The sequence below is a fragment of the Actinocorallia sp. A-T 12471 genome (assembly GCF_033875155.1).
Classification (GTDB): Bacteria; Actinomycetota; Actinomycetes; order Streptosporangiales; family Streptosporangiaceae; genus Actinocorallia.
In genome coordinates this window covers 532,034-556,464 of record NZ_JAWZTE010000004.1, presented here as the reverse complement: position 1 = coordinate 556,464, position 24,431 = coordinate 532,034, and the positions used below count along the sequence as shown (strand labels likewise).

The following is a 24,431-nucleotide window of genomic DNA, read 5'->3' as shown; positions in this document are numbered from 1 at the left end:
GAATGTACACACTTTGCACCGCCGACGGCAGGGGGTCCCAGGCCCTACGATCGATGCCGGGAAGGGAGCGCATGGGCGGCACACGACGGGTGGCCAACGATCCAGGGCGCAAGGCCCGCATCCTCAGGGCCGCGCTCGACGTGATCGCCGAGCGCGGTGTGCACAAGACGACGCACCGGCTCATCGCCGAGCGCGCCGACGTCCCGCTCGGCTCGCTCACCTACCATTTCGACGGCATCGAGGCGATCTTCGAGCAGTCCTTCGCCCTCCTCGCCGAGGAGATGGCAGGCGACTACCGCGAGGCGCTGACCGCCGCCGCCGACCGTCCCGCGGCCTGCGCGGCGGTCGCCGACCTCATCTGCGGCCCGGAATACGCCTCGCCGCGTGAGATGGCGCTGTTGTTCGAGATGTACTCCTTCGCCACCTTCAACAGTGCGGTCACCGACGTCATGCGCGCCTGGCTCAGGGCGAGCCGCGCCTCGCTGTCCCGGCACTTCCCCCCTGACGCGTGCCGCGCGCTCGACGCCCTGATCGAGGGCTGGTCCCTGCACCGGATCGTCGAACGCGAGCCGCTCGACCGCGCCGTCGTCCTCGCCGCGGTCACCGCGATCGCCGACCGCCTCGGGGCGTCCGAGACCCCGTAACGCCATGGGGTAGATGCATATCGTGTGCATGATGCAGTTTTCTGTCAGTAAGCCCTTGTGGTGGGCGGTTTGTCCTGGAAAGCTAAGTGACACGTTTCAACGGCTCGGCCGTGGGGGTCGCGGTACGAGAGGTCGGGACGCTCCGCAAGCCGGGCCAACTCAATGAGGAGGCAGACGTGGGGCGTCTGGACAACAAGGTCGCTTTCATCACCGGCGCGGCGCGCGGGCAGGGCCGGGCGGAGGCCGTGCGGCTCGCGTCCGAGGGCGCGGCGATCATCGCGATCGACATCAACGCCTCGGCGAGCTCCTACGTGAAGTACGCCCCGGCGAGCCAGTCCGACCTTGACGAGACCGTCAAGCTGGTCGAGGAGGCGGGCGGACGCATCCTGGCCAAGCAGGCCGACGTACGCGACCTCACCGCGATCCAGGCCGTCGTGGACGAGGGCGTCGCGCTGTTCGGCGGGCTCGACATCGTCGTCGCCAACGCCGGCATCGTGAACTACGGCCGCACCTGGGAGATCACCGAGGAGCAGTGGCAGGACGTCCTGGACACCAACCTCACCGGCGTCTGGAAGACGATCAAGGCCACCGTGCCGACCCTCATCGCGCAGGGCAGGGGCGGCTCGATCATCATCACGAGCTCGGTCGCGGGACTGAAGGGCCTGCCGTTCCTCGCCCACTACGCCAGCTCCAAGCACGGCGTCGTCGGCCTGGCCAAGGTGCTCGCCAACGAGCTCGGCGAGCACGACATCCGGGTCAACACCGTGCACCCGCACGGCGTCGCGACGGGCATGACCGACGGCTCGATGGGCGACTTCCTCGGCGAGTCGCCGCTGCTCGGCCCGATCTTCATGCCGACCCTGCCGTACCAGATGGTCGAGGCCGAGGACATCGCGAACATCGTCGCGTTCCTCGCCTCCGACGAGGGCAAGTTCATCACCGGCGCGCAGCTGCCGGTGGACCTCGGCGCGCTCAACCGCTGACGTTCCGCGCGCAGCGCCCCTCGCCCGTCGGGTGGGGGGCGCTTCGTCGTGCTTGACGCGTTGATCCGCGTCCGCCTAGGTTGATACTTGAAAGTTCAAGTCAATCCCCGCCAGATCGGACCCCCATGAACATCGCACTGTGGATCGCGGCGGGCCTGCTCGCCGCGGCCTTCCTCTTCGCCGGCGCCTTCAAGGCAGCCCAGCCGCCGGACAAGCTCGTCGCCACCGGTCTCGGCTGGGTCGAGGACTGGCCCGCGTGGTCGGTCAAGGCGATCGGGATCGTGGAGGTCCTCGGTGCGATCGGGCTTGTCCTGCCCGCGCTGGTCGACATCCTGCCGATCCTCGTGCCGCTCGCCGCCACCGGTCTCGCCATCACGATGGTCGGCGCGATCGTCGTGCACGCCCGCCGCAAGGAGAACCAGTCGCTTCCGGCGAACCTCCTGCTGCTCGCGCTCTCGGTGTTCGTGGCCTGGGGCCGCTTCGGCCCGCACGCCTTCTGACGCTTCCGCCAGGTTTCCAGCCCCGTTCCGCCAGAGGGACGGGGCTTTCGCGTTCCCGCCTTTTCTTCTATAAAGAGTAGTACTACGGCGTGTAGTACATAGGAGGCCGGGCGTGCGGGTGCTTGTCGTCGGCGCGGGGATCGCGGGGCTCGCCGCCGCACGGGGGCTCGCCGGAGCCGGACACGACGTCGTGGTGCTGGAGCGCGCGGCGGGGCCGCGGCTCGGCGGCGGCGCGATCACCCTGTGGAGCAACGGGACGGGGATCGTCAGGGACCTCGGCGTCGACCTCGACAAGACAGGACAGCGGCTCGACGCCCTCGCCGTCCGCACCGCGAAGGGCAGGCGCGTCGCCGACGTCGACCTCACCGCGCTCGGCGCACGGCTCGGCACGGAGGCGCGGGTCGTGCCGCGCGGCGCGCTCATCACCCTCCTGGCCGACGGCCTGCCCGACGTGCGGTTCGGCGAACGCGTCGCCGACGTCACCCTCGACGGCCACGCGGTCCGGGCGCGGACCGACGACGGCACCGTCCACGAGGCCGACCTCCTCGTCGGCGCGGACGGGGTGCGCTCCCGCGTCCGCGCCGCCGTGCTCGGCGACGGACCCGCCCCGCCGACCGGCGTCGTCGGCTGGCAGGGCCTCACCCCCGCGCCGTTCGACCCCGGCGCGACGACCACGCTCGTCGTCGGACGCACCGGCGACTGCGGCTACATGGGGGCCGGTGACGGGCTCGTCCAGTGGTTCTTCGACGGGCCCCCGCCGCCCTCGGGCCAGCGCCCCTTGGACACGCTGCGCGCCAGGTACGCCGGGTGGGCAGAACCCGTCCCGACGCTGCTCGCCTCGCTCACCGACGCCGACGTCGAGGTGCACCGGCAGTACCGGCACGCCGTCCCGCGCCGGTGGGGCGCGCGGCGGTGCGTGCTGCTCGGCGACGCCGCCCACGCCATGCCGCCCGCCGCCGCACAGGGCGCCAACCAGGCGCTCGAGGACGTCACCGCGCTGCTCGACTGCCTCGCCACGGCCGACGACCCCCGCTACGTCGCCGACGCCTACTCCGCGCGGCGCGGGGTGAAGGCGCGGCGCGCGTCGGCCGTCGCGTCCGGGGCCCTCGCCGTCTCCGGCCCCCGGACGCTGCTCCAGGCCGAACCGCTCATGCGCGGCGCGGCCGCACTGCCGGGAAGGCTCGCGACTGTCGCCTTGGAACGGCTGCTGCGCGCGCTCAGCGACAGGTTCTGAGACCGGTGCGGAAACTTCTCGGAAACCCCGTCACGGCGGGAATGCATGCTTAACCCATCGGGTTTGTCGAGTTATGACTCTTGGTGTGGTGATCCCGGTGACCGGGACGGCGAACGCCGTCGACACGGCGGTGGAAAGGGCACGCGCGGCGGCCGAGGCCGGAGTGCGGTCGGTCTGGCTGTCACAGCAGTTCGCCTATGACGCGATCGCGCTGGCCGGCATCATCGGCCGCGAGGTGCCCGGCGTGACCGTCGGGACCTCGGCGGTTCCGGTGTTCGGCAGGCATCCGCTGCTCGTCGGCGCGCAGGCCCAGACGAGCCAGGCCGCGACCGGCGGCAGGTTCGCGCTCGGCCTCGGACTCGGCGCGCAGGTGTTCGTGGAGAAGGTCTTCGGCACGCCCTACGAGCGGCCGATCGCCAGGCTCCGCGAGTTCCTGACCGCCCTGCGCGCCTACCTGGAGACCGGCGAGTCGGACTTCGAGGGAGAAATCCTTACGGCGCGCACGCCGCTGCCGTCGGCGCTGGCCGGTGCGTCCCCGACCGTCCCGGTTTATGTCGCGGCGATGGGACCGCAGGCCCTGCGCGTCACCGGCGAGCTCGCCGACGGCACCCTGCCCTTCCTCGCCGGTCCGAAGGCGCTGTCGGAGCACATCGTCCCAGCGCTGGCGGCGGCCGCCGATGACGCGGGCCGCCCCGCCCCGCGCGTCATCGCCTTCATCCCCGCGGTCGTCACCGACAAGGTCGAGGAGACCCGCGAGGCCGCCGCGCGCCAGACCGGCTTCTACGACACGATCCCGTCCTACCAGCGGGTCCTTGCGTGGTCCGGCGTGTCCAAGGCCGCCGACCTCGTGGAGATAGGCGACGAGGACGCCATCGCCGCCGCCATAGCGCGCTACCGCTCCGCGGGAGCCACCGACATCGTCCTCACCCAGACCGACCTCGCCGGCCCGGAGTCCACGGCCCGGACCCTCGACCTCCTCGGCTCCCTGACCTCCTGACCCCTACGCCCCTCCTCCCACCCTTCAGGGGACTCGGGGTGGGAGGAGGGCGGCGAGGGCGGAGTGCGCGGGAGCCAACGAGCCGAGGTCCGCGCCAAGTTCGGCCGCGAGGGCACGGGCCGTCGTGAGGTCCTTGCCGAGGAACTGTGCCGTGGAGTCGGCGAAGGCGGCGACGGAATTGCGGGAGGCGACCCCGGCGAGGGCGCGGCTCGCGGCGCTCGCGTGGGGGAGCGCGCCGAGCAGCACGTCCTCCGGGACGCCGAGCGCCTCGCCGAGCCGGACCGCGTCGGCGAGCAGGCCGAGGTGCGCGGCGAACAGCGCGTTGTTGACCAGCTTGACGTGCTGCCCCGAGCCGAGCGGCCCGACGTGCAGGATCGGGTCGCCGTAGGCGGCGAGCGCGGGCAGTGCCCGGTCGAACGCCCTGGCCGTCCCGCCCGCGAACAGCGTCAGCCGTCCCGCGGCGATGTCGTGCGGGCCGCCGCTCACCGGCGCGTCGAGCACGTCGACGCCGCATCCCGCGCCGCGCGCGGCGAGTTCCTGGGCAGTCCGGGGGCTGCCCGTCGTGTGCAGGACGAGGACCGCGCCCTCCGGCAGCACCGCGACGAGCTCGGGCCCGACCTCGCGCACCTGCGCGTCGGAGAACACGCACACGACGACGACCTCGGCCCCCGCCGCCGTCTCCACGACTGACGCGACGGGCACGGCCCCGTCCTCGGCGAGCGCGGCACGGGTCTCCGCGCTCCGCCCGAGCACCCGCACATCATGCCCTTCCGCCACAAGCCGCCCGACCATGGGACGGCCCATCCGTCCCGCCCCGACGAACCCGACGCGCATCACGCCACCCGCCTTTCTCTCCCGAGCCTCACCTGACGACCGACGCGAACGTCTTGGTCTCCAGGAACTCCTCGAGGCCCTCGCGGCCCATCTCCCGGCCGATGCCCGACTGCTTGTAGCCGCCGAAGGGGGCGTCCGCAGCGAAGTAGTTGCCTCCGTTGATGGAGAACGTGCCGGTACGGATGCGCCGGGCGACGGCTATGGCACGTGCCTCGTCCGCGCTGTGCACGGCCCCGGAAAGGCCGAACACCGAATTGTTGGCGATGCGTACGGCGTCGTCCTCGTCGGCGTAAGGGATCACCGCGAGGACGGGGCCGAACACCTCGTCCTGGGCGATCTCGCTGTCGGGGTCGACGTTCGCCAGCAGCGTCGGCGCGTAGAAGAAGCCGGGGTCGATCGGCGCGCCGCCGCACACGAGCGTCGCGCCGTCGGCGACCGCGCGCTTGACCATCGCGTCAACCTTGTCGCGCTGCCGCGCGCTGATGAGCGGGCCCATGTACGTCGGGGGGTCGGCCGGGTCGCCCACCCTGACGCGCGCCATGCTCCCGGCGACGAGCCCGACGATCTCGTCATGCCGCTCACGCGGGACGAGGAGCCGGGTGGTCAGCGCGCAGCCCTGCCCGGCGTGGGCGCAGACGGTGAACGCGGCGAACATCGCGGTCGCCTTCGGGTCGGCGTCGTCAAGGACGATCATCGCCGACTTGCCGCCGAGCTCGAGGAACGTCCGCTTCAGACCGTCGCTCGCGACCTTCATGATCTGCTTGCCGACGGCGGTCGAGCCGGTGAACGTGATGACGTCGACGTCGGGATGGGTGGTCAGCGCCTCGCCGACCTCGGCGGTGGAGGACGCGAGCACGTTGACGACGCCGGGCGGGATGTCGGTGTGCTGGGCGATGATCTCCCCGAGCGTCAGCGTGGTCAGCGGCGTGTCCGGCGCGCCCTTCAGCACGACGGTGCAGCCCGCGGCCAGCGCCGGCGCGAGCTTGGCCAGCGCGAGCTGGTTGGGGTAGTTGTAGGCGATGATCGCCGCGACGACGCCCGCGGCCTCCCGCTCGACCCAGCGGCGGTGCCGCTGCCCCCGGATCTCCAGCTCGCCCAGGTCCTCGCGCAGCGGGTAGTCCCTGAGCAGGTCGGCGTAGTAGCGGACGATGCCGATGGGCTCGTCAAGCTGTGCGCCGTGGGTGAGGGCCAGGGTCGCGCCGACCTCGGCGACGGTGACCGCGCGCAGTTCCTCGGCGTGCTCGACGAGCGCGCGGTGCAGCTGGTCGAGGCAGCGCACCCGCAGCGCCACGTCGGTGGACCAGGTGGTCTCGTCGAACGCGCGGCGGGCCGCGGCGACGGCGGCCGCCGCGTCGTCGGCGCTCGCGTCGGGGGCGTGGCCGAGCACCTCGCCGGTCGCCGGGTTGAGCGTCGGGAACGTCCGCGCCGCGCCGACGAGTTCGCCATCGATGAGCAGCCGCCTCGCGGCGCCCGCGTCCACTGATCCCATCCTGCCTCTTCCTGTTCGGCTGGGCTGGAAACTACATTCTCATAGAATGCAAATCAACCCTCCGCTAGAAGAGAATGAGTGCTCTCACGGGTCTTCCGGAGTCCAAGATTGCGAGAGTAGAGTTCTCGCATTCGGAAGGGAGATTCTTGTGATGACACAGCCCGGAGGGGTGCGCTCGTGACCAACGCGATCGTGACCGGAGGCGGCTCCGGCATCGGCAAGGCCATCGCCGACCGGCTGCGGGCCGACGGACTGAACGTCGCGGTGCTCGACCTCAACCCGCCGGACGCCCCGCACGCCCACAAGGCCGACGTGTCCGACCGCGACCAGGTCGAGGCGGCCTTCGCCGCCGTGCGCGCCGAGCTCGGACCCGTCACCGTGCTGGTGAACGCCGCGGGCGTCGACGGGTTCCAGCGGTTCGCCAGGATCACGTTCGAGAAGTGGCAGCGGATCATCGACGTCAACCTCAACGGGGTCTTCCACTGCGTCCAGACCGCGCTGCCCGACATGGAGGCCGCGGGCTGGGGCCGGATCGTCAACATCTCGTCGTCCAGCGCCCACTCCGGCCAGCCTTACATGACGCACTACGTCGCGGCCAAGTCCGCGGTGAACGGCCTCACCAAGGCGCTCGCCCTTGAACTCGGCCCGTCCGGCGTCACCGTCAACGCCGTGCCGCCCGGCTTCATCGACACCCCGATGCTGCGCAAGGCCGAGTCGCGCGAACTGCTCGGCGGCACCATCGACGACCACATCAAACGCACCCCCGTGCGCCGCGTCGGCAGGCCCGAGGACATCGCCGCGACCTGCGCGTTCCTCGTCTCGGAGGAGGCCGGGTACATCACCGGCCAGATCATCGGCGTCAACGGCGGCCGCAACACCTGAGCGGCCCCGCGCGAACCCGTCGGGCCGGCACGGTACGCAATCGCGGGCGAAACGTGCGGGGACCGGCGACACCGCCGTCCGGAGCGGGAGCCATGCCCGCTCCGGACGGCACGGCAAGGTCGGCACAGCCCAAGGAGAACAGTGTGAACCCGCCCTCGCAGCGGCCCCTGCCCGCGCTCACCCCGGAGAACGCGTTCTTCTGGACGTCGGGGGCCGACGGGGTGCTCAGCTTCGCCGAGTGCGCGTCGTGCGCGGCGCTGATCCATCCGCCCCAGCCCGTCTGCCGGTACTGCCGGGGGGACGAGATCGGGGTTCGGGCCGTCTCCGGGCGGGCCGCTTTGATCGGATTCACCGTGAATCACCGGTTTCCCGCGCCCGGCATGCCGACACCGTTCACGATCGCGCAGGTGGCGATCGAGGAGGACCCGCGCGTCCGGCTGACGACGAACCTTGTGGACTGCGACCCCGACGAGCTGTCCTTGGGGATGCGGATGGAGGTCGTCTTCGAGCGGCACGAGGACGTCTGGCTGCCGCTGTTCCGGCCCGCCGCCGACCAGGGCGACCCGGCACCGCCCGTCCGGGACGCGATCGAGCCCGACGCGATGTGGCGGCATGTGCGGCCCATGGTCCGCGCGGAGAAGTTCGAGGACAAAGCCGCCCTTACCGGCATCGGCATGTCGCGGATCGGCCGTCGTCTGATGGCCGACCCGCTTTCACTGACCGTCGAGGCGTGCAAGCGCGCGGTCGAGGACGCGGGACTCACCTTCGACGACATCGACGGCCTCGCCACCTACCCGGGCGGCGGAGCCTTCGGCGGGTTCTCCGAAGGCGGCGTGACCGCGTTGGAGGCGGCGCTCGGAATCCGTCCGGTGTGGCACCAGGGCGGGCCAGAGACGTTCGGGCCCGGCGGCTCGCTCATCGGCGCGATGCTCGCCGTCGCGGGCGGGCTCGCCCGACACGTCCTGTGCTTCCGGACGCTGTGGGAGGCCACGTCGATGGAGCTGATGCGCCGGAACCCGCCCGCGCGCGGGTCAGGCCGCGCCGACGGGTGGCTCAAGCCCTACGGTGCCCTGTCGGCCGCGCACACGCTCGCGATGAACGCCCAACGGCACTTCGCCAGGTACGGCACGACCCGCGAGACCCTCGGCTGGATCGCGCTCAACCAGCGCGCCAACGCGGCGCTGAACCCCACCGCCGTCTACCGCGACCCCATGACGATGGACGACTACCTGAACGCCCGCCCCATCACCACGCCGTTCGGGCTGTACGACTGCGACGTGCCCTGCGACGGGGCCGTCGCCGTCATCGTCTCGGCCGCCGACGCCGCACGCGACCTCGCCAAACCGCCCGTCCACGTCGAGGCGGTCGGCACCCAGATCCTCGAACGCCCCGAATGGGACCAGAGCACCCTCACCCACGAACCCCAAGTCCTCGGCCAGTCCGCCCACCTGTGGACGCGCACCGACCTGCGCCCCGACGACGTCGACGTCGCCGAACTCTACGACGGCTTCACCTTCAACTGCCTGTCCTGGCTCGAAGGTCTCGGCTTCTGCGGCATCGGCGAGGCCAAGGACTTCCTCGACGGCGGCAAGAACATCGCCCGCGACGGCGTCATCCCGCTCAACACCCACGGCGGCCAGCTCTCGCACGGCCGCACCCACGGCATGGGCCTCGTCCACGAGGCGGTCACCCAGCTGCGCGGCGAGGCGGGCGAACGCCAGGTCGCCGGAGCGCGCGTCGCCGTCGTCAGCAGCGGCGGACTCACCCCCAGCGGCGTCATGCTGCTGCGCGCCGACGCCTGACCGAGCACCACCGCGCCGCGCAGCGCGGCGCGTCCCCACAACATGAGGAGACACCCATGCGCGTCGGATTCATCGGCCTTGGCTCACAGGGCGCCCCCATGGCCCGCCGCATCGCCGAGGCCGGCCACCCCACCACACTCTGGGCCCGCCGCCCCGAATCCCTCACCCCCTTCGCCGACACCCCCGCCCAAACCGCTGATTCCCCCGCCGCCCTGGCCGCCGCCAGCGACATCGTCTGCATCTGCGTAGTCACCGACGCCGACGTAGAAGAGGTCGTAACCGCCCCCAACGGCGTCCTAGCCGGCCTCGCCCCCAACGGCATCATCGTCATCCACAGCACGGTCCACCCCGACACCTGCACCCGCCTTGCCACCCAAGCCGCCACCCAAGGCATAACCCTCATAGACGCCCCGGTCAGCGGCGGCCCCTCCGCCGCAGCCGAAGGCCACCTCCTGATCATGGCAGGCGGCCCCACCGAGACCATAACCCGCTGCCACCCCATCTTCACCACCTACGCCAACCCCATCATCCACCTCGGCCCCACAGGCTCCGGCCAACTAGCCAAACTCCTCAACAACACCCTCTTCACCGCAAACCTAGCCACCGCCTCCGGCACCCTCGCCCTAGCCGAATCCCTAGGCATAAACCCCCTCAAACTAGCCGAAGTAGCCTCCCACGGCAGCGGCGCAAGCTTCGCCCTCTCCCGCCTCCAAGCCGCCGGCGGCACCCTAGCCCCCATGGCCCCCAAAGCCGCCCCCCTCCTCCAAAAAGACCTAACCCTCCTAACCTCCCTCCTCACCACCGCCTCCATCCCCCCCAACATCACCCTCCAAGCCGCCCAAACAGCCCTAACCAACCTAACCACCCCCCACTAACCCCACCCACCCCCCTCCCCAGCCCCACCACCCCACCACCCCCACCCCCCAAACCCACCACCCCCAAACCACCCCAAAAGCCCCCAACCACCTCCCCCTCACCCCAAACCACCACCACAACCCTCACCCTCACCCTCCACCACCTCACCACCCTCCACCGCCCTAACCACCCACTCCACCCCACCCAACCCCACCAACCCCAGCCCCAGAGCACAACCCACACCAAGTGCGGTGAAAACGACGCGACCCACGCCGCCCACACCCCACCAAGGACCCACGCCCAAAACCCGCACGCGCGACACGCAGAACCCCAAACACAAGCCCCAACCCCCGCCCCCACCAAGGCCCCCAGTCCGCCCCCAACACGCAGCCCACAAACCCCAGGACCCAGCCCCCAGGGCACGAACCCCACCGAAGCCCACCCCCAAAACCCCACACGCAGCGCAAACCCCCACACGCAGCGCACAGAGCCCAGGGCGCGCGCACGGCGCGGAACCCAGGGCTCGGGGCGCGGACCCACCGAGGGACGCACGGCGCGGGCCCCAGGACGCGGCGCCCGGGACCCACCGAGGGCTAGACGCGGGCCCCAGGACGCAGTGCGCGGGACCCACCGAGACACAGCCCAAACCCCGCGCGCGGCGCGGACCTCCACACGCAGCGCACAGTACCCAGGGCGCGCGCACACGGTGCGGGATCCAGCGCGCGGAGCGCGCACCCACCGAGGCGTGCGCAGCCCGAAACCCACGCGCGGGGCGCGCAGGCCCCAGGGCACAGTCCGCGGGACCCACCAAGGCCACGGCCCAACCCCGCGCGCACGGCGCGGAACCCTACACGCAGCGCACGGAACCCAGGGCGCGCACGGTGCGGAACCCAGACCGCAGCGCGCGGACCCGCTGAGGGACGCACAGCGCGGGCCCCAGGACGTGACGCGCGGCCCTACCGAGGGCTTAGACCCAGGCCCCAGGACGCGGAGCGCGGACCCACCGAAGTGCTCGGAATCTACCGAAGGCACAGCCCCAGAACCCTGGGCGCGGGGTGCAGAACTCAAGGGCGCGGCCACTAAGGGCGTGCGCGGCGCAGACCCCCAGACCCCCAGGGCGCGAAACCCGGGCGCGGGCGCGCAAGACCCAGCGCACAGGGCGCGGGATCCAGCGCGCAGCGCGCGGACCCACCGAGGCACGCGCGGGGCGGAACCTAGGACGCGGGCGGGATCCACCGAGGTCTGACGCGCAACCCAGGGTGCTCGCGCACAGTGCCGACCCAGCGCAGAGTACGGACCCAGCGCGCGAGGCGCGGAGTCACCGAGGCGTGCGCGGCGCGGAACCCGCGCGCGGGGCGCGGACCCGCCGAGGGCTCAGACGCGGAACCCTGGACGCGGGGTGCGGTACTCAAGGGCGCGGCCAACTGAGCGCGCGCGGCCCAGACCCCCAGCGCGCAGGGCGCGAAACCCGGGCGCGGGCGCGCAAGACCCAGCCCGCAGGGCGCGGGACCCAGAGGCGCGGGATCCAGCGCGCAGGGCACCGACCCACCAAGGGGCGCACGGCGCGGAACCCGGGCACGGGCGCCTGGCACCCAGGGCACAGCGCGCGGGACCTACCGAGGTCACAGCCCCAACCCCGCGCGCACGGCGCGAAACCGCTTTCCCCCTGCGGACACCCTCCGCGCCAGCCCCCAGGGCGCGGGAGTCAGGGCCCGGGACCCCAGGGCGCGGACCCGCTGAGGGCGTGGGGGCGCAACCCGGGCGCGGGGCGCGCGGAGCCCAGGGTGCGCGCGGGGTGCCGGGGCCTAGGGCGTGAGGCGTGGGATTATCCGAAGGCTTAAACGCGGGACCCGGGGCGTGGGGCCGTGCGGGGCCTAGGGCGCGGGGTGTGGGGCCCGTTGAGGGCGCGGCCTCGGAACCCTGGGTGGGGGTGCGGGAGTGTGGGGGTGGGGTTAGGGGTGGGTGTTGGGGATGGGGTTAGGGGAGGCCGGGGAAGCCGGTGCGGTAGGCCCAGGCGGCGGCTTGGGTGCGGTCGCGGGCGCCCACTTTGAGGAGGACCGCTTTGACGTGGGTTTTTACGGTTTCCAGGGAGACTCCCAGGGTGTCGGCGATTTCGGGGTTGGACAGGCCGCGGGCGAGTTCGCGCAGGACATCGGACTCGCGGTCGGTCAGGGGGACCGGGAGGGGGGCGGGTCTGGGGCGGGCGGCGAGATCGCGCAGCAGCCGACGGGTCACCTGCGGGGACAGCACGGCGTCGCCCCCGGCGACCGCACGGATCGCCGCGACGATCTCCTCGGGGGTTGCGCGCTTCAGCAGGAACCCGTCGGCCCCGGCCGCGATCGCGCCGTCCACGATCTCATCGAGGTCGAACGTGGTCAGCACGAGGATGCGCGGGTGCGGCGGCGGGTGCCGGAGGATCTCACGGGTCGCCGCGACCCCGTCGGGCCCCGGCATCCGCACGTCCATCAGCACAACGTCGGGCCGGGTCGCCCGCACCCCCTCGATCACCCGGTGTGCGCTGGCGGCCTCGCCGACGACCGACATGTCGGGCTCGGCGCTGAGCAGCGCCCGAAGGGTCGAGCGGACGAGCTGATCGTCGTCGGCGAGGAAGACGCGGATCATGCCGCCTCCGGAAGGACAACGCGGACGGCGAAGCCCTCAGCCGTCGCGCCCGCATGGAACTCCCCGCCCGCCTCAGCGGCCCGCCTACGCATCCCGGCGATGCCACGGCCGGGCTCGGGATCACCGAAGCCGACCCCTTCATTGAGTACCTCTAGCCGCACCCTGCCTTCCGCACGGGCGAGGCCAACCCGGATGCGGCCGGACTCCGAGTGGCGCAGCGCGTTCGTCACCGCCTCCTGGACGATCCGGTGCAGCGCGCGTGAGGTCTGCGCGCCGAGCACCGCGTCGCCGAGGTCGACGTCGAGATCGAGTTCCCGCCCGGCGGCCCGCACGCGCTCGGCGAGCGCAGCGAGGTCGGGCGGGCCCGGTGGGTCGCCGTCAAGGGCGCTCAGCACCTGGTCGAGCTCCTCGAGCGCGCCGCGCCCGAGCGTCTCGATGTGCCGCAGCGCCTCCCTGCCGAAGGCGGGATTGCTCGCGAACACCTTGCGCCCGACCGACGCCTGCATGACCATCACCGTGACGGCATGGCCGAGCGCGTCGTGCAGCTCCCTGGCCAGCCGGGAGCGCTCCTCCAGCAGCAGCCTGGCCTCGGTCTCGGCCGCGTAGGCCCGACGGTTGCGCAGCGCCTCCCCGCCGATCGTGGCGATGAGGAACCCCACGGCGATGCCCGAGAAGGTCTCGGTGGGCGCCATGTCGAAGACGGTGAAGCCGGCCAGCCCAACCGCGAACACGCCGACGGCCGCCACGCGTTTCCACGGATCGCTGTAGCGGGAGAAACAGGCGCACAGCGCGATCCACAGCGGCCAGTGGACAAAGGTCGCCGGATGCTGCGCCGCGGCGTTCGCGACGAGGACCGCGCAGGTCGCGGCGAGCGTGCCGAGCGGCGAGACCCGAAGCGCCGCGAGCGCGAGCACCGAGACCGCGAACAGCGCCCAGCCCAGTGCGCCGGGCTGGCGATACGGCGGCTCGGCCGGGGCGAGGATGCCCGCGATGACCGCGAGCGTCGCCACGGTGAGCCCGGCAACGATCGGAATGCGCATAGCCGCATCCTGCACCGCAGATCGTGCCCGCGCATCACTCACGTGAGGGAGGCGGGGGCGTCGCTCGATTTTCTACGGTGCTGGCATGACGACGACAGTTCCGCCCGCGACGCGGGCACGCACCGCAGGTTGGTGGTGGTTCGCGCTGACCGCGGCGGCGATCGCGGTCTACGCGCCGCTGCCCTATCTCACCGCGCCGCTGGCCGAGCTCGCGCGCGACGATGTCGGCCTCGCCGCACATTATGCGGCGCAGCCCGGCTGGGTGCGCGCGGCGCTCCTGGTCCACGCGGCCTGCGGCGGCATCGCGCTGCTGCTCAGCCCCCTGCAGTTCGCCGCGCGCCTGCGCGCACGCGCCCCGGGCATGCACCGGGCAGCGGGCCGTGTCACGCTGATCGCGATCGCGATCGGCGGCGCGTCCGGCTTGCTCCTTGCCCCCTTCTCCTTCGCGGGCCCGGTCGGCACCGCGGGATTCGGCTCCCTCGCCCTGCTCTGGACGCTCTGCGCCGCACTGGCCTTCCGCGCGATAAGACGCGGCGACATCAACTCCCACCGCCGCTGGGCGATCCGCCTGTTCGCCCTGACCTACGCGGGCGTCACCCTACGCCTGTGGGTGATGCTCCTCATGCCGATCCTGGCTGCCACGGGCGTCCCCGAAGAAGACCTCTTCGAACGCGCCTACTTGTTCGTCCCCTTCCTCTCCTGGCTCCCGAACGTGGCCCTAGCCGAACTTCTCCTCCACCGCCGCCGCCAACCCCACCCCCAAACCCCCGAGCCCCACTACAACCCCGGCCCTCTTAACCCCACCCCAGCTCCCACAACCCGTACCTCCGCATCCGACTTAAGTCGAGCGCCACCTCCACGACGACCCCGGACCCTTCAACACCAACCCACCCCAACTCGCTGCACCCGCGCATCCAACTCAAGCCGAGCCCTACCCCCACATCCGACCCTCCCGAGTCCCACTCCCGAGCACCGTCAACACCCACAACAAAGGGCACCACGCCGTGCACCACGCCGAAGACCCACACCCGTACGCCGCGACCGTCCGGACGCGGCCCCGGACAAGCGCACCACCGCGCAAGCGCGGACGCCCACAACCGGTGTCACCGCCCGGAACTGAGCCCGGCGCACGTGCCCGCAGTGTGCAGTGGTTCCGCGTACGGAGGAATGCCCGGAATGGGGCTCGGCGAAGGTGTCTGCACTGCGCGCTGTGGCTCCGCGTACCGGAGGGACCGCCCAAAGCGGGCCCGGCGAAGGTGCGCGCACCGCGTGCCGTGGTTCCGCGTACGGAGGAACGCCCGGGATGGGCTCGGCGAAGGTGTCTGCATTGCGCGCAGTGGCTCCGCGCATTGGAGGAACCGACCGGTGCGGGGCCTGGCGAAGGTGCGCGCACCGCGTGCTGTGGTTCCGCGTACGGAGGAGCGCCCGGAAGGGGGTCCGGCGAAGGTGTCTGCACTGCGCGCTGTGGTTCCGGGCATCGGCGTCGCCACCCTGCTGCGGGCGGGTGGGGGACTGTAAGAACGTCGGTGTAACTCCTGTGATGTAGGAGGAGACTGTGACGAACGTGAGCAAGAGGGCGGGTGGGTCGGAGCTGGGTGGGGTGGGAGGGCGTGGGGATTGGGTGGGTTAGGGGGAGGTGGGGGTGGGGGTTAGGGCGGTGAGGAAGGTTGTGGTGGCTTGGGGGGTGCGGGTGCGGAGGTGGGCGGAGTCGGGGAGGACGCGGAGTTCGATGGGGACCGCGGAGCGGGCGGCCCGGGTGGCGAAGGCGAGGGAGTCGTCGATGAAGGGGTCGGTGCCGGAGACGAGGAGCTGGATCGGGGGGAGGCCGTGGAGGTTGGCGAACAGTGGGCTGAGGAGGGGGTCTGAGGGGGAGGTGGTGGACGCGTAGGAGGCGGCCGTCGCGCGGAGCGCGGGGGCGTCGAAGGCCGGATCGGCTCCGGCGTTGAAGGCGATGCTGGGGGCGTCGAGAGTGAGGTCGAGGATCGCGGACGAGAGGATCGCGCCGCGCGGCATCGGGGCGCCCAGGTCGCGGAGGCGGACGAGGAGAGAGGAGGTGATGGATGCGCCGATGCGTTCACCGGCGACGATGACCGTGCCCAGCGTGCGGCAGTACTCGTAGGCGGCCTGGGCGTCCTGGAGTGCCTGCGGGTAGGTGAGGCGGTGTCTGGCGCAGACGACCGTCGCGCCGGTGTGGGCGCTCCACAGGGCTGCGGTCTCCAGGGCGGGCTCTTCGCGGCCGGAGAGGTGCAGGACGACGAGGCCGCTGGGGGCCGGCGGGTGGATGACGGGGCCGAGAGGGCCCTCTTCGAGGCGGGGTTCACTTGCCACGGTTCATCGCCCTCTCGACGGCTTCCCAGTGGGCGTCGGCGCACCACAGCTTCGCGAACTCCCCGGCTGCCTCGTCGGCGGTGACGCCCGGCGCGGTGATGCGCTTGGTCTCCAGGCCGGGCCCGTCGGCGAGCGCGTGCGCCAGCGTCCGCCAGGCTTCGGGGAACTCGGCGCGCGGCACGACCTGGTCGACGAGGCCGAGCCGTTCGGCCTCGGCCGCGCCGAGGAGCAGTCCGGTCCCGGCGAGCAGGATCGCCCTGCCGCGTCCGACGAGCGCGGCGAGCCGCTCCGCGCCGCCCCATGCGGGCATGATCGCGAGCGTCGCCTGGGTGAACCCGATCCTGACGTCGTCGGCAGCGATCCGGATGTCGGCGGCGACCGCGACCTCGGCGCCGCCGCCGAGCGCGTGCCCGTTGAGCGCGGCGACGACGGGGGCGGGGAAGGCGGCGAGCCTGTCGCACACGCCGCGCATGCGCAGCGCCATCGCGCGGGCCTGCTCGTCGGTCCGGACGGCGGCGAGTTCCTTCAGGTCGCCGCCAGAGACGAACGCGCGGTCCCCGGCCCCGGTGATGACGAGCGCGCGGGCCCCTTCCGCGGCGTCCAGCGCTTTGTCCAGCTCGTCCATGGTGGCCGGGGCGATGGCGTTCCGCGCCTGCGGCCGGTTGATGGTGATGACCGCGACCCCGCGATCCAGTTCAAGCTCGACCATGTGTGGTTCTCCAGAAGCGGTAGCGCCGTTCTCGTAGAGCGCGAACATCGTATCCGCTTGAGCCCTGTCGCTCCAGCCCGCACAGGCCCGGACAAGTCTGACCTACCGCACTCCCGCCGCCCGCCCCGGGGCCCGGGCCGGACCGCCCCGACCTGCCTACTGCGCCCGGGACCCGCACCCCTACTGCGCCCGGGACCCGCACCCGTGGGCCTTCCCGCGCGGTTCGGAGCCTGTTCCTGTCCGGCCTGCGTACTGGGCTTGGGGCCCGTGCTTGTCGGGCTTTTCGCGCGGTTCGGGGGCCCGGGCCCTTTGCCCGCGTGGTTCGGAGCCTGTGCCTGTCCTGCCTGCGCACTGTGCCGGGGACCCGCACCCGTGGGGCTTCCCGCGCGGTTCGGAACCTGCCCCAGACCGGCCTGGCTACTGTGCCGGGGACCGGCACCCGTGGGGCTTCCCGCGCGGTTCGGGGCCTGTTCCTGTCCGGCCTGCGTACTGGGCTTGGGGCCCGTGCTTGTCGGGCTTTTCGCGCGGTTCGGGGGCCCGGGCCCTCCGCCCGCGCGGTTCGGAGCCTGTTCCCGTCCGGCCTGCGTACTGGGCCTGGGACCTGCGCCCGTCGGGCTTTTCGCGCGGCTCGGCGGCCCGTGCCCATCCGCCCGCCCACCCCGCGCAGGTCCCGCCCGCCCCGCCCAGGCTCGGCCCGGCCCGCCCAGGCCCCTCCTGCCCCACCCAGGCCCCGCCCACTTCGCCCAGGCCCCGCCCACCCCGCGCAGGCCCAGCCCATCCCGCGCAGGCCCAGCCTGCCCAGGCCACGCCCCGCCCGCCCGGCCCGGGACCCACACCCGCCCGCCCGGCCCGGGACCCACACCCGTTCGGCCGGTCCGGGGCCCGCATCCGTTCGGCCGGTCCTGCGCGATTCGGGGCCGGGGCTCGCACCTGTCCGACCGTCCCGCACGATTCGGGGCTGGGCTGGGCTGGGCTGGGCTGGGCTGGGCTGGGCTGGGCTGGGCTGGGCCCGGCCAGCCTGCCGGGTTTGGAGAGTGCGCGTTTGGTCTTCCTGTGCGGGTTGGGGCTGGGTCCGTCCGGGCTGCCGGCTTTGGGGATTGTGCGCGTTCGGTTTTCCCGTGTGGGTGGGGCGAGGGTTCGTCTGGGTTGTCTGGTTTGGGGTTTGGGTCTGGTTGGGGGGCTCGGTGTGGGGTGGGGTGTTGTGGTATTACGGCTCTCGGAATGGGAGAGTTTTGTTCTCGGGTGTGAGAGGGGACTGGCGTGAGGGAGATTCCTGGGGAGTTGGTCGCGAGGTATGAGGGGGAGGGGTGGTGGTCTCGGGAGACGGTTGGGGAGCTGCTCAGTCGGGGGCTGGCGGGTGCGCCCGACGCCGTGTTCCGGGTTCATTCCGAGGTTCGGCCCTATGTGGGGACCTTCGGGGATGTGGAGGAGGTCGCCCGTCGTCTGGCTGCGGGGCTGCGTGAGAGGGGTGTCGGGCCCGGGGATGTCGTCGCGTTCCAGCTTCCGAACTGGATGGAGGCGGCCGCGGTCTTCTGGGCGTCGGCGTTCCTCGGGGCGGTCGTCGTGCCTGTCGTGCACTTCTATGGGCGCAAGGAGCTCGGATACATCCTCGACCACGTCAAGCCGAAGGTTTTTGTTGGAGTCGAGCGGTTCGGGCGCCTTGAGTTCCCGGACGACCTTGCCGCCGACGTGCCCGTAGTGGGCGTTGTGGGTCGCGACTTCGAAGAACTCCTTGCCGAAGAACCCCTCCAGGGCGTCCTACCGGTCGATCCCGACGCCCCCGCCCTCATCGCCTTCACGTCCGGCACCACCCGGGACCCCAAGGGCGTCGTGCACAGTCACCGCACCCTCGGCCACGAGACGCGTCAGCTGTCCGGCCTCTACCCGCCCGACCGGGGCGAACAGCTCACCGCCGCGCCCGTGGGCCACTTCATCGGCATGGTGAACGCCTTCCTCATCCCCGTCCTCGACGGCTCGCCCGTCAACCTCGCCGACGTGTGGGACCCGGGCAAGGCCCTCGCCCTCATGAAGTCCGACGGCCTGCGCGTCGGCGGCGGCGCGACCTACTACATCACCAGCCTCCTCGACCACCCCGACTTCACCCCCGAGCACCTGCCCGCGATGCGTTACGCGGGCCTGGGCGGCTCGTCCGTCCCCGGCGCGATCACCTCGCGCCTCGCGGGCCTCGGCATCACCGTCTTCCGCTCCTACGGCAGCACCGAGCACCCGTCGATCACGGGTTCACGGCACACCGCTCCGGAAGAGAAGCGCCTTTTCACCGACGGAAACGTGCTCCCCGGCGTCGAGATCCGCCTCGCCGACAACGGCGAGATCCTGAGCCGCGGCCCCGACCTCTGCCTCGGCTACACCGACCCCGAGCTGACGGCCAAGGCGTTCGACGCCGACGGCTGGTACCACACCGGCGACATCGGCGTCCTCGACCCCGACGGCTACCTCACCATCACCGACCGCCTAGCCGACTTCATCATCCGAGGCGGCGAGAACATCAGCGCGCTAGAGGTCGAGGAACTCCTCCTCACCCTTGACGGCGTCGCCGAGGCCGCCGTCGTCGCCGCTCCGGACGAACGTCTGGGCGAACACGCCGCGGCCGTCCTCAGAATGCGTCCCGGCACCGCCCTCCCCAGCCTGGACGAGATGCGGACGCACCTGGAGCGCGCGGGCCTGGCCAGGCAGAAGTGGCCCGAGGAGATCCACGCCGTCGCCGACTTCCCGCGCACCGCGAGCGGCAAGATCCAGAAGTTCGTGCTCCGCCGCGATATTGCGATGCGCGCAAAGGGAGAATAGCATTCTCATAGATCGCAAAGGAGGATCTTCTATGGCTTCGCGTGTGCTGCCGTATCCGCTCTTCGACGCGGACAACCACCTGTATGAGACCCGGGAGGCGCTGACCAAGTACCTGCCTGAGGAGTACCGGGGCGTCATCGAGTACGTCGACGTCCGCGGCCGCACCAAGATCGCCATTCGCGGCCACATCAGCGAGTACATCCCGAACCCGACCTTCGACAAGGTCGCGCGCCCAGGCGCGATGGAGGAGTACTTCCGCGTAGGCAACCCCGAGGGGAAGGACCGCAGGGAGATCTTCGGCAAGGCGATGGACTCCATCCCCGCCTTCCGCGAGCCGGGCCCGCGCCTGGAACTCATGGACGAGCTGGGCATCCAGCAGACCCTCATGTTCCCGACGCTCGCCAGCCTCATCGAGGAGCGGATGCGCGACGACCCGGAACTCATCCACGTCGTCATCCACGCCCTCAACCAGTGGCTGCACGAGACCTGGTCCTTCAACTACAAGGACCGCATCTTCACCACCCCCGTCATCACCCTCCCGATCGTGGACAAGGCGATCGAGGAGCTCGAGTGGTGCGTCGAGCGCGGCGCGCGGGCCGTCCTGATCCGTCCCGCGCCGGTCCCCGGATTCGGCGGGTCCCGTTCGTTCGGGCTTGAGGAGTTCGACCCGTTCTGGGAGAAGGTCGTCGAGCACAAGGTCCTCGTCGCGCTGCACTCGTCGGACTCCGGCTACAGCCGTTACGCCAACGACTGGGAGGGCGGCAACCGCGAGTACCTGCCGTTCAAGCCGAACGTGTTCCGCATGATCGGCGAGTGGCGGCCCATCGAGGACGCGGTCTCCGCGCTGATCTGCCACGGCGCGCTGTCCCGCTTCCCCGACCTCAACGTCGCGGTCATCGAGAACGGCGCTTCGTGGGTCGGCCCGCTGGTCAAGACCCTGACCGACCTGTACAAGAAGATGCCTCACCAGTTCCTCGAGGACCCCGTCAAGGTGCTGCGCCGCCAGGTCCACATCAGCCCGTTCTGGGAGGAGGACATGGCCGAGCTGGCGGACCTCATCGGCGTCGACCGCGTCCTGTTCGGCTCGGACTACCCGCACCCCGAGGGGCTGGCCGACCCCGTCACCTACGTTGACGAGCTGAAGGGCCTCAGCGAGGAGGACAAGGCCAAGATCATGGGCGGCAACATGGCCAGGCTGATCGCGGGATGACCCGGCCGCCCTGGGACACGATCCCCCGCATGGTGCTGAGCGCGGCCGACCGCTTCGGCGACGCCGAGGCCGTCGTGGACGGCCCGCTCAGGCTCACGTTCGCCGAACTGACCGAGCGGGTCCGCGCCGCCGCGGGGGCCTTCGCGTCCGCCGGGGTGGACAAGGGCGACAGGGTCGCGGTGTGGGCGCCGAACTCCGCGGAGTGGATCATCGCGGCGTTCGGGCTCGTCACCGCGGGCGGCGTCCTGGTCCCGGTGAGCACCCGCTTCAAGCAGCGGGAGGCCGAGGACGTCGTCACCCGCAGCGGCGCGAAGCTCCTCCTCGTCCAACAGGGCTTCCTTGGCGAGGAGTACACCGCGCCTAAGGGCGTGCCCGTCATCGACCTCAAGGGCGACTTCCTCGCCAGCGGCTCGCCCTTCCAGCGCGACGTCGCGCCCGACGACGTCGCCGACGTCATCTTCACCTCGGGCACGACGGGCCGGCCCAAGGGCGTCATGATGCGGCACGCCCAGACGCTCAGGTTGTACGCCGAGTGGTGCGACCAGGCGCAGCTCCGCGAGGGCGACCGCTACCTGATGGTGAACCCGTTCTTCCACACCTTCGGGTACAAGGCGGGATGTATCGCCTCGCTCATCCGTGGCGCGACGATGCTGCCCGTCCCCGTTTTCGACGTGGACGCGGTGATCGAGCTGGTGGACCGCGAGAAGGTGACGGTCCTGCCCGGCCCGCCCACCCTCTACCACGCCCTCCTCGCCGACCCGCGCGCCCGCGACCTCACCACACTCCGGGTCGCGGTGACGGGCGCGGCCGACATTCCCGTCGAGCTCATCCGACGGGTCCGCGAGGAACTGCCGTTCCAGCACATCATGACCGGCTACGGGCTCACCGAGGCAGGGACGGCGACGGCGTCACGGCCCGGCGACACCTTCGAGCAGATCGCGACGACCGTCGGCACCCCCTGCGACGGCGTCGAGGTCGCGATCGCCGACGACGGCGAGATCCTGATCCGCGGCTACACCGTCATGGCCGGGTACCTCGACGACCCCGAGGCGACCGCGGAGGCCGTCGACGCCGAAGGCTGGCTCCACACCGGCGACCTCGGCGAACTCGACGCCGACGGCAGGCTGAAGATCATCGGCCGCAAGAAGGACATGTTCATCGTCGGCGGGTTCAACGCCTACCCGGCCGAGATCGAGGGATTCCTGATGGAACATCCCGCGATCGCCCAGGCGGCCGTCGTCGCCATCCCGGACGAGCGGCTCGGCCAGGTCGGCAAGGCGTTCGTGGTGCCGCGCGGCGAGGTGACCGCCGAGGAGGTCATCGCCTGGAGCCGTGAACGCATGGCCGGGTACAAGGTGCCGCGCTCGGTCGAGTTCCGCGCCGAACTCCCGCTGAACGCCACAGGCAAGGTCCAGAAGGAACTCCTGCGATGACTTCCCCGGGCCCGGACGGGCGCGGCACCCGTCGGGCCCGGCCTGAGAGAGATGCGTGACGATGACCGACCCCATGGCACACACCTCGTCCGGCATTCCGGTCAAACCGGTGTACGGACCGTCAGACCGGCCCGTCGAGCCGCCGGATCCCGGCGTCTTCCCGTTCACCCGGGGCAACTTCCCGACCGGATATCGCGGACGTCTCTGGACGTTCCGCCAGTACTCCGGCTTCGGCACCCCCGAGGAGTCCAACGAGCGCTACAGGTACCTGCTCGGCCAGGGCGGCACCGGCCTGTCGGTCGCGCTCGACCTGCCGACGCAGTGCGGCTACGACTCCGACGACCCCGAGGTCGGCGAGGAGGTCGGCCGCGTCGGCGTCGCGGTGGACACCCTCGCCGACGCCGAGATCCTCTTCGACGGCATCCCCCTCGACAAGATCAGCACGAGCTTCACCATCAACGGCACCGCCGCGATCCTCCTCGCCTTCTACGTCGCGGCAGCCGAGAAGAAGGGCGTCCCGCGTGCGAAGCTCACAGGCACGATCCAGAACGACATCCTCAAGGAGTACGCCTCCCGAGGGACCTGGATCTGGCCGCCGGAACCGTCCCTAAGGCTCATCGCCGACACGATCGAGTTCTGCGCCGCCGAGGTACCCCGCTTCAACGCCATCTCCGTAGCGGGCGCCCACTTCCGCGACGCCGGAGCCAACGCAGTCCAGGAGATGGCTTTCACCCTCGCCGACGGCGTCACCTACTGCGACACCGTCATGGCCCGCGGCCGCATGACGATAGACAAGTTCGCGCCTCAGATCTCCTTCTTCTTCTACACCCACGGCGACTTCTTCGAGGAGATAGCCAAGTACCGCGCTGGACGACGCCGTTGGGCGACGATCGTGCGGGAGCGTTACGGGGCGTCCAGTGACAAGGCGTCCATGTTCCGCTTCGGATGTGTCGCGGGAGGCGCGTCCCTGTACGCGCCGCAGGCACAGAACAACCTTGTGCGCGTCGCCTACGAGGCGCTGGCTTCGGTGCTCGGCGGCGTCCAGTCGATGTTCACCGCCGCCTGGGACGAGCCCTTCGCGCTGCCCAGCGAGGAGTCCGCGACGCTCGCGCTGCGCACCCAGCAGATCCTCGCGCACGAGACCGGCGTCGCCCGCGTCGCCGACCCGCTCGGCGGCTCCTACTTCGTCGAGGCGCTCACCGATGAGACCGAGGAGCGCATCAAGGAGATCATGGCCGACCTCGAGGCGCACGGCGGCATGGTCCGCGCGATTGAGGACGGCTACCTCCAGGGCCTCATCGCCGACGAGGCGTACAAGCTGCACAAGGACGTCGAGTCGGGGGAGCGGCCCGTCGTGGGCGTCAACCGGTTCGTCTCCGCCGAGCCCGCGCCCGACCTCGCCACCTACGAACTCGACGCCGAGGGCCGCGAACGCCAGCTGAAGCGGCTCGCCAGGGTCAAGGAAGAACGCGACGGCGCACGCGTCAAGGAGACCCTCGCCGCGCTCGGCCGCGCCGCCGAGGGCACCGACAACCTGATGGGCCCGCTCATCGACTGCGCCAACGCCTACTGCACGGTCGGTGAGATCACCGCCGCGCTGAAGGCCGTCTGGGGCGAGTTCCGCCAGCCCGTCGTCTTCTAGGAGAGCAATGCAGACCCGAGTCCTCGTCGCCAAACCCGGCCTCGACGGCCACGACCGTGGTGCGAAGATCGTCGCCCGCGCGCTGCGCGACGCGGGCTTTGAGGTGATCTTCACCGGTATCCGGCAGAAAGTTGACGACATCGTCGCGATCGCGCTCCAGGAGGACGTGGCCGTCGTCGGGCTGTCGATCCTGTCCGGCGCGCACGTCGCGCTCACCGCGCGGACCGTCGAGGCGCTGAAGGCCGCCGGAGCCGACGACATCGCCGTCATCGTCGGCGGCACCATCCCCGCCGCCGACGTCCCACGCCTTAAGGAGGCCGGTGCGGTGGCCGTCTTCCCCACGGGCACGTCGCTTGACGACCTCGTCACCGAGGTCCGCGCGCTCACCGGCGCGGCGGCCCCGTGACGCCCACGAACCGCGC

At 71.5% G+C, this 24,431-nt stretch carries 20 protein-coding genes; 14 read left to right on the top strand and 6 right to left on the bottom strand.

Features of this window, described 5'->3' with window-relative positions; all coding sequences use genetic code 11:
• Nucleotides 1-71: 71 nt before the first annotated feature.
• The 5 genes from R9X44_RS14870 to R9X44_RS14850 all read left to right on the top strand — a co-directional run bounded on the left by R9X44_RS14870 (nt 72) and on the right by R9X44_RS14850 (nt 4,358).
• A complete protein-coding gene (locus R9X44_RS14870; protein ID WP_319814722.1) occupies nt 72-644 on the top strand; it encodes a TetR/AcrR family transcriptional regulator in 573 nt (190 codons plus the stop codon).
• Between the two features lie 176 nt (nt 645-820).
• Nucleotides 821-1,627, top strand: coding sequence for a mycofactocin-coupled SDR family oxidoreductase (locus tag R9X44_RS14865; protein WP_319814721.1), 807 nt, complete (start codon nt 821-823; stop codon nt 1,625-1,627).
• Nucleotides 1,628-1,752: 125 nt separating this feature from the next.
• A complete protein-coding gene (locus R9X44_RS14860; protein WP_319814720.1) occupies nt 1,753-2,127 on the top strand; it encodes a DoxX family protein in 375 nt (124 codons plus the stop codon).
• Nucleotides 2,128-2,239: 112 nt separating this feature from the next.
• Nucleotides 2,240-3,361, top strand: coding sequence for an NAD(P)/FAD-dependent oxidoreductase (locus tag R9X44_RS14855; RefSeq protein WP_319814719.1), 1,122 nt, complete (start codon nt 2,240-2,242; stop codon nt 3,359-3,361).
• An 85-nt stretch (nt 3,362-3,446) separates the two neighbouring features.
• Nucleotides 3,447-4,358: a TIGR03564 family F420-dependent LLM class oxidoreductase gene (locus tag R9X44_RS14850; protein WP_319814718.1), complete on the top strand. Its 912-nt coding sequence runs from the start codon at nt 3,447-3,449 to the stop codon at nt 4,356-4,358.
• A 24-nt stretch (nt 4,359-4,382) separates the two neighbouring features.
• Here the strand turns inward: R9X44_RS14850 and R9X44_RS14845 are convergent, their stop codons facing one another.
• Together R9X44_RS14845 and R9X44_RS14840 are read right to left on the bottom strand one after the other, a co-directional pair.
• On the bottom strand, nt 4,383-5,192 hold the full coding sequence (locus R9X44_RS14845) for an NAD(P)-dependent oxidoreductase (protein ID WP_319814841.1): 810 nt from the start codon (nt 5,190-5,192) through the stop codon (nt 4,383-4,385).
• Nucleotides 5,193-5,220: 28 nt separating this feature from the next.
• Nucleotides 5,221-6,681 (bottom strand): aldehyde dehydrogenase family protein, encoded by a 1,461-nt coding sequence (locus tag R9X44_RS14840; RefSeq protein ID WP_319814717.1) that lies wholly within the window; start codon nt 6,679-6,681, stop codon nt 5,221-5,223.
• A gap of 177 nt (nt 6,682-6,858) precedes the next feature.
• Here R9X44_RS14840 and R9X44_RS14835 point away from each other — a divergent pair, with 177 nt between their 5' ends.
• The 3 genes from R9X44_RS14835 to R9X44_RS14825 all read left to right on the top strand — a co-directional run bounded on the left by R9X44_RS14835 (nt 6,859) and on the right by R9X44_RS14825 (nt 10,240).
• Nucleotides 6,859-7,563: an SDR family NAD(P)-dependent oxidoreductase gene (locus tag R9X44_RS14835; RefSeq protein WP_319814716.1), complete on the top strand. Its 705-nt coding sequence runs from the start codon at nt 6,859-6,861 to the stop codon at nt 7,561-7,563.
• Nucleotides 7,564-7,706: 143 nt separating this feature from the next.
• On the top strand, nt 7,707-9,365 hold the full coding sequence (locus R9X44_RS14830) for a thiolase C-terminal domain-containing protein (RefSeq protein ID WP_319814715.1): 1,659 nt from the start codon (nt 7,707-7,709) through the stop codon (nt 9,363-9,365).
• On the top strand, nt 9,362-10,240 hold the full coding sequence (locus R9X44_RS14825) for an NAD(P)-dependent oxidoreductase (RefSeq protein WP_319814840.1): 879 nt from the start codon (nt 9,362-9,364) through the stop codon (nt 10,238-10,240). The genes R9X44_RS14830 and R9X44_RS14825 overlap by 4 nt, the downstream gene beginning before the upstream one ends.
• A gap of 1,957 nt (nt 10,241-12,197) precedes the next feature.
• Here R9X44_RS14825 and R9X44_RS14820 read toward each other — a convergent pair.
• Together R9X44_RS14820 and R9X44_RS14815 are read right to left on the bottom strand one after the other, a co-directional pair.
• On the bottom strand, nt 12,198-12,842 hold the full coding sequence (locus R9X44_RS14820) for a response regulator transcription factor (protein ID WP_319814714.1): 645 nt from the start codon (nt 12,840-12,842) through the stop codon (nt 12,198-12,200).
• Complete coding sequence (locus tag R9X44_RS14815; RefSeq protein ID WP_319814713.1) at nt 12,839-13,882, bottom strand: sensor histidine kinase; 1,044 nt, start codon at nt 13,880-13,882, stop codon at nt 12,839-12,841. The genes R9X44_RS14820 and R9X44_RS14815 overlap by 4 nt, the downstream gene beginning before the upstream one ends.
• A gap of 85 nt (nt 13,883-13,967) precedes the next feature.
• On the opposite strand from R9X44_RS14815, the gene R9X44_RS14810 reads away from it, so the two are divergent.
• Nucleotides 13,968-15,002, top strand: a complete 1,035-nt coding sequence (locus tag R9X44_RS14810) for a DUF2306 domain-containing protein (protein ID WP_319814712.1) — start codon at nt 13,968-13,970, stop codon at nt 15,000-15,002.
• A 506-nt stretch (nt 15,003-15,508) separates the two neighbouring features.
• Here R9X44_RS14810 and R9X44_RS14805 read toward each other — a convergent pair.
• Nucleotides 15,509-16,210, bottom strand: coding sequence for an alpha/beta hydrolase fold domain-containing protein (locus R9X44_RS14805; RefSeq protein WP_319814711.1), 702 nt, complete (start codon nt 16,208-16,210; stop codon nt 15,509-15,511).
• Nucleotides 16,200-16,919 (bottom strand): enoyl-CoA hydratase/isomerase family protein, encoded by a 720-nt coding sequence (locus R9X44_RS14800; protein ID WP_319814710.1) that lies wholly within the window; start codon nt 16,917-16,919, stop codon nt 16,200-16,202. Before R9X44_RS14800 ends, R9X44_RS14805 begins: the two co-directional genes overlap by 11 nt.
• 1,260 nt (nt 16,920-18,179) lie before the next feature.
• On the opposite strand from R9X44_RS14800, the gene R9X44_RS14795 reads away from it, so the two are divergent.
• From R9X44_RS14795 to R9X44_RS14775, 5 genes are all read left to right on the top strand, one after another.
• Nucleotides 18,180-19,724 carry an AMP-binding protein gene (locus R9X44_RS14795; RefSeq protein ID WP_319814709.1) on the top strand — a complete coding sequence of 515 codons (1,545 nt, stop codon included), beginning with the start codon at nt 18,180-18,182 and terminating at the stop codon, nt 19,722-19,724.
• 31 nt (nt 19,725-19,755) lie between these two features.
• On the top strand, nt 19,756-20,934 hold the full coding sequence (locus R9X44_RS14790) for an amidohydrolase family protein (protein ID WP_319814708.1): 1,179 nt from the start codon (nt 19,756-19,758) through the stop codon (nt 20,932-20,934).
• Between the two features lie 29 nt (nt 20,935-20,963).
• Complete coding sequence (locus R9X44_RS14785; protein ID WP_319814707.1) at nt 20,964-22,367, top strand: FadD3 family acyl-CoA ligase; 1,404 nt, start codon at nt 20,964-20,966, stop codon at nt 22,365-22,367.
• 61 nt (nt 22,368-22,428) lie between these two features.
• A complete protein-coding gene (locus tag R9X44_RS14780) occupies nt 22,429-24,009 on the top strand; it encodes a methylmalonyl-CoA mutase family protein (RefSeq protein WP_319814706.1) in 1,581 nt (526 codons plus the stop codon).
• Nucleotides 24,010-24,016: 7 nt separating this feature from the next.
• Complete coding sequence (locus R9X44_RS14775; RefSeq protein ID WP_319814705.1) at nt 24,017-24,415, top strand: cobalamin B12-binding domain-containing protein; 399 nt, start codon at nt 24,017-24,019, stop codon at nt 24,413-24,415.
• Nucleotides 24,416-24,431 lie beyond the last annotated feature (16 nt).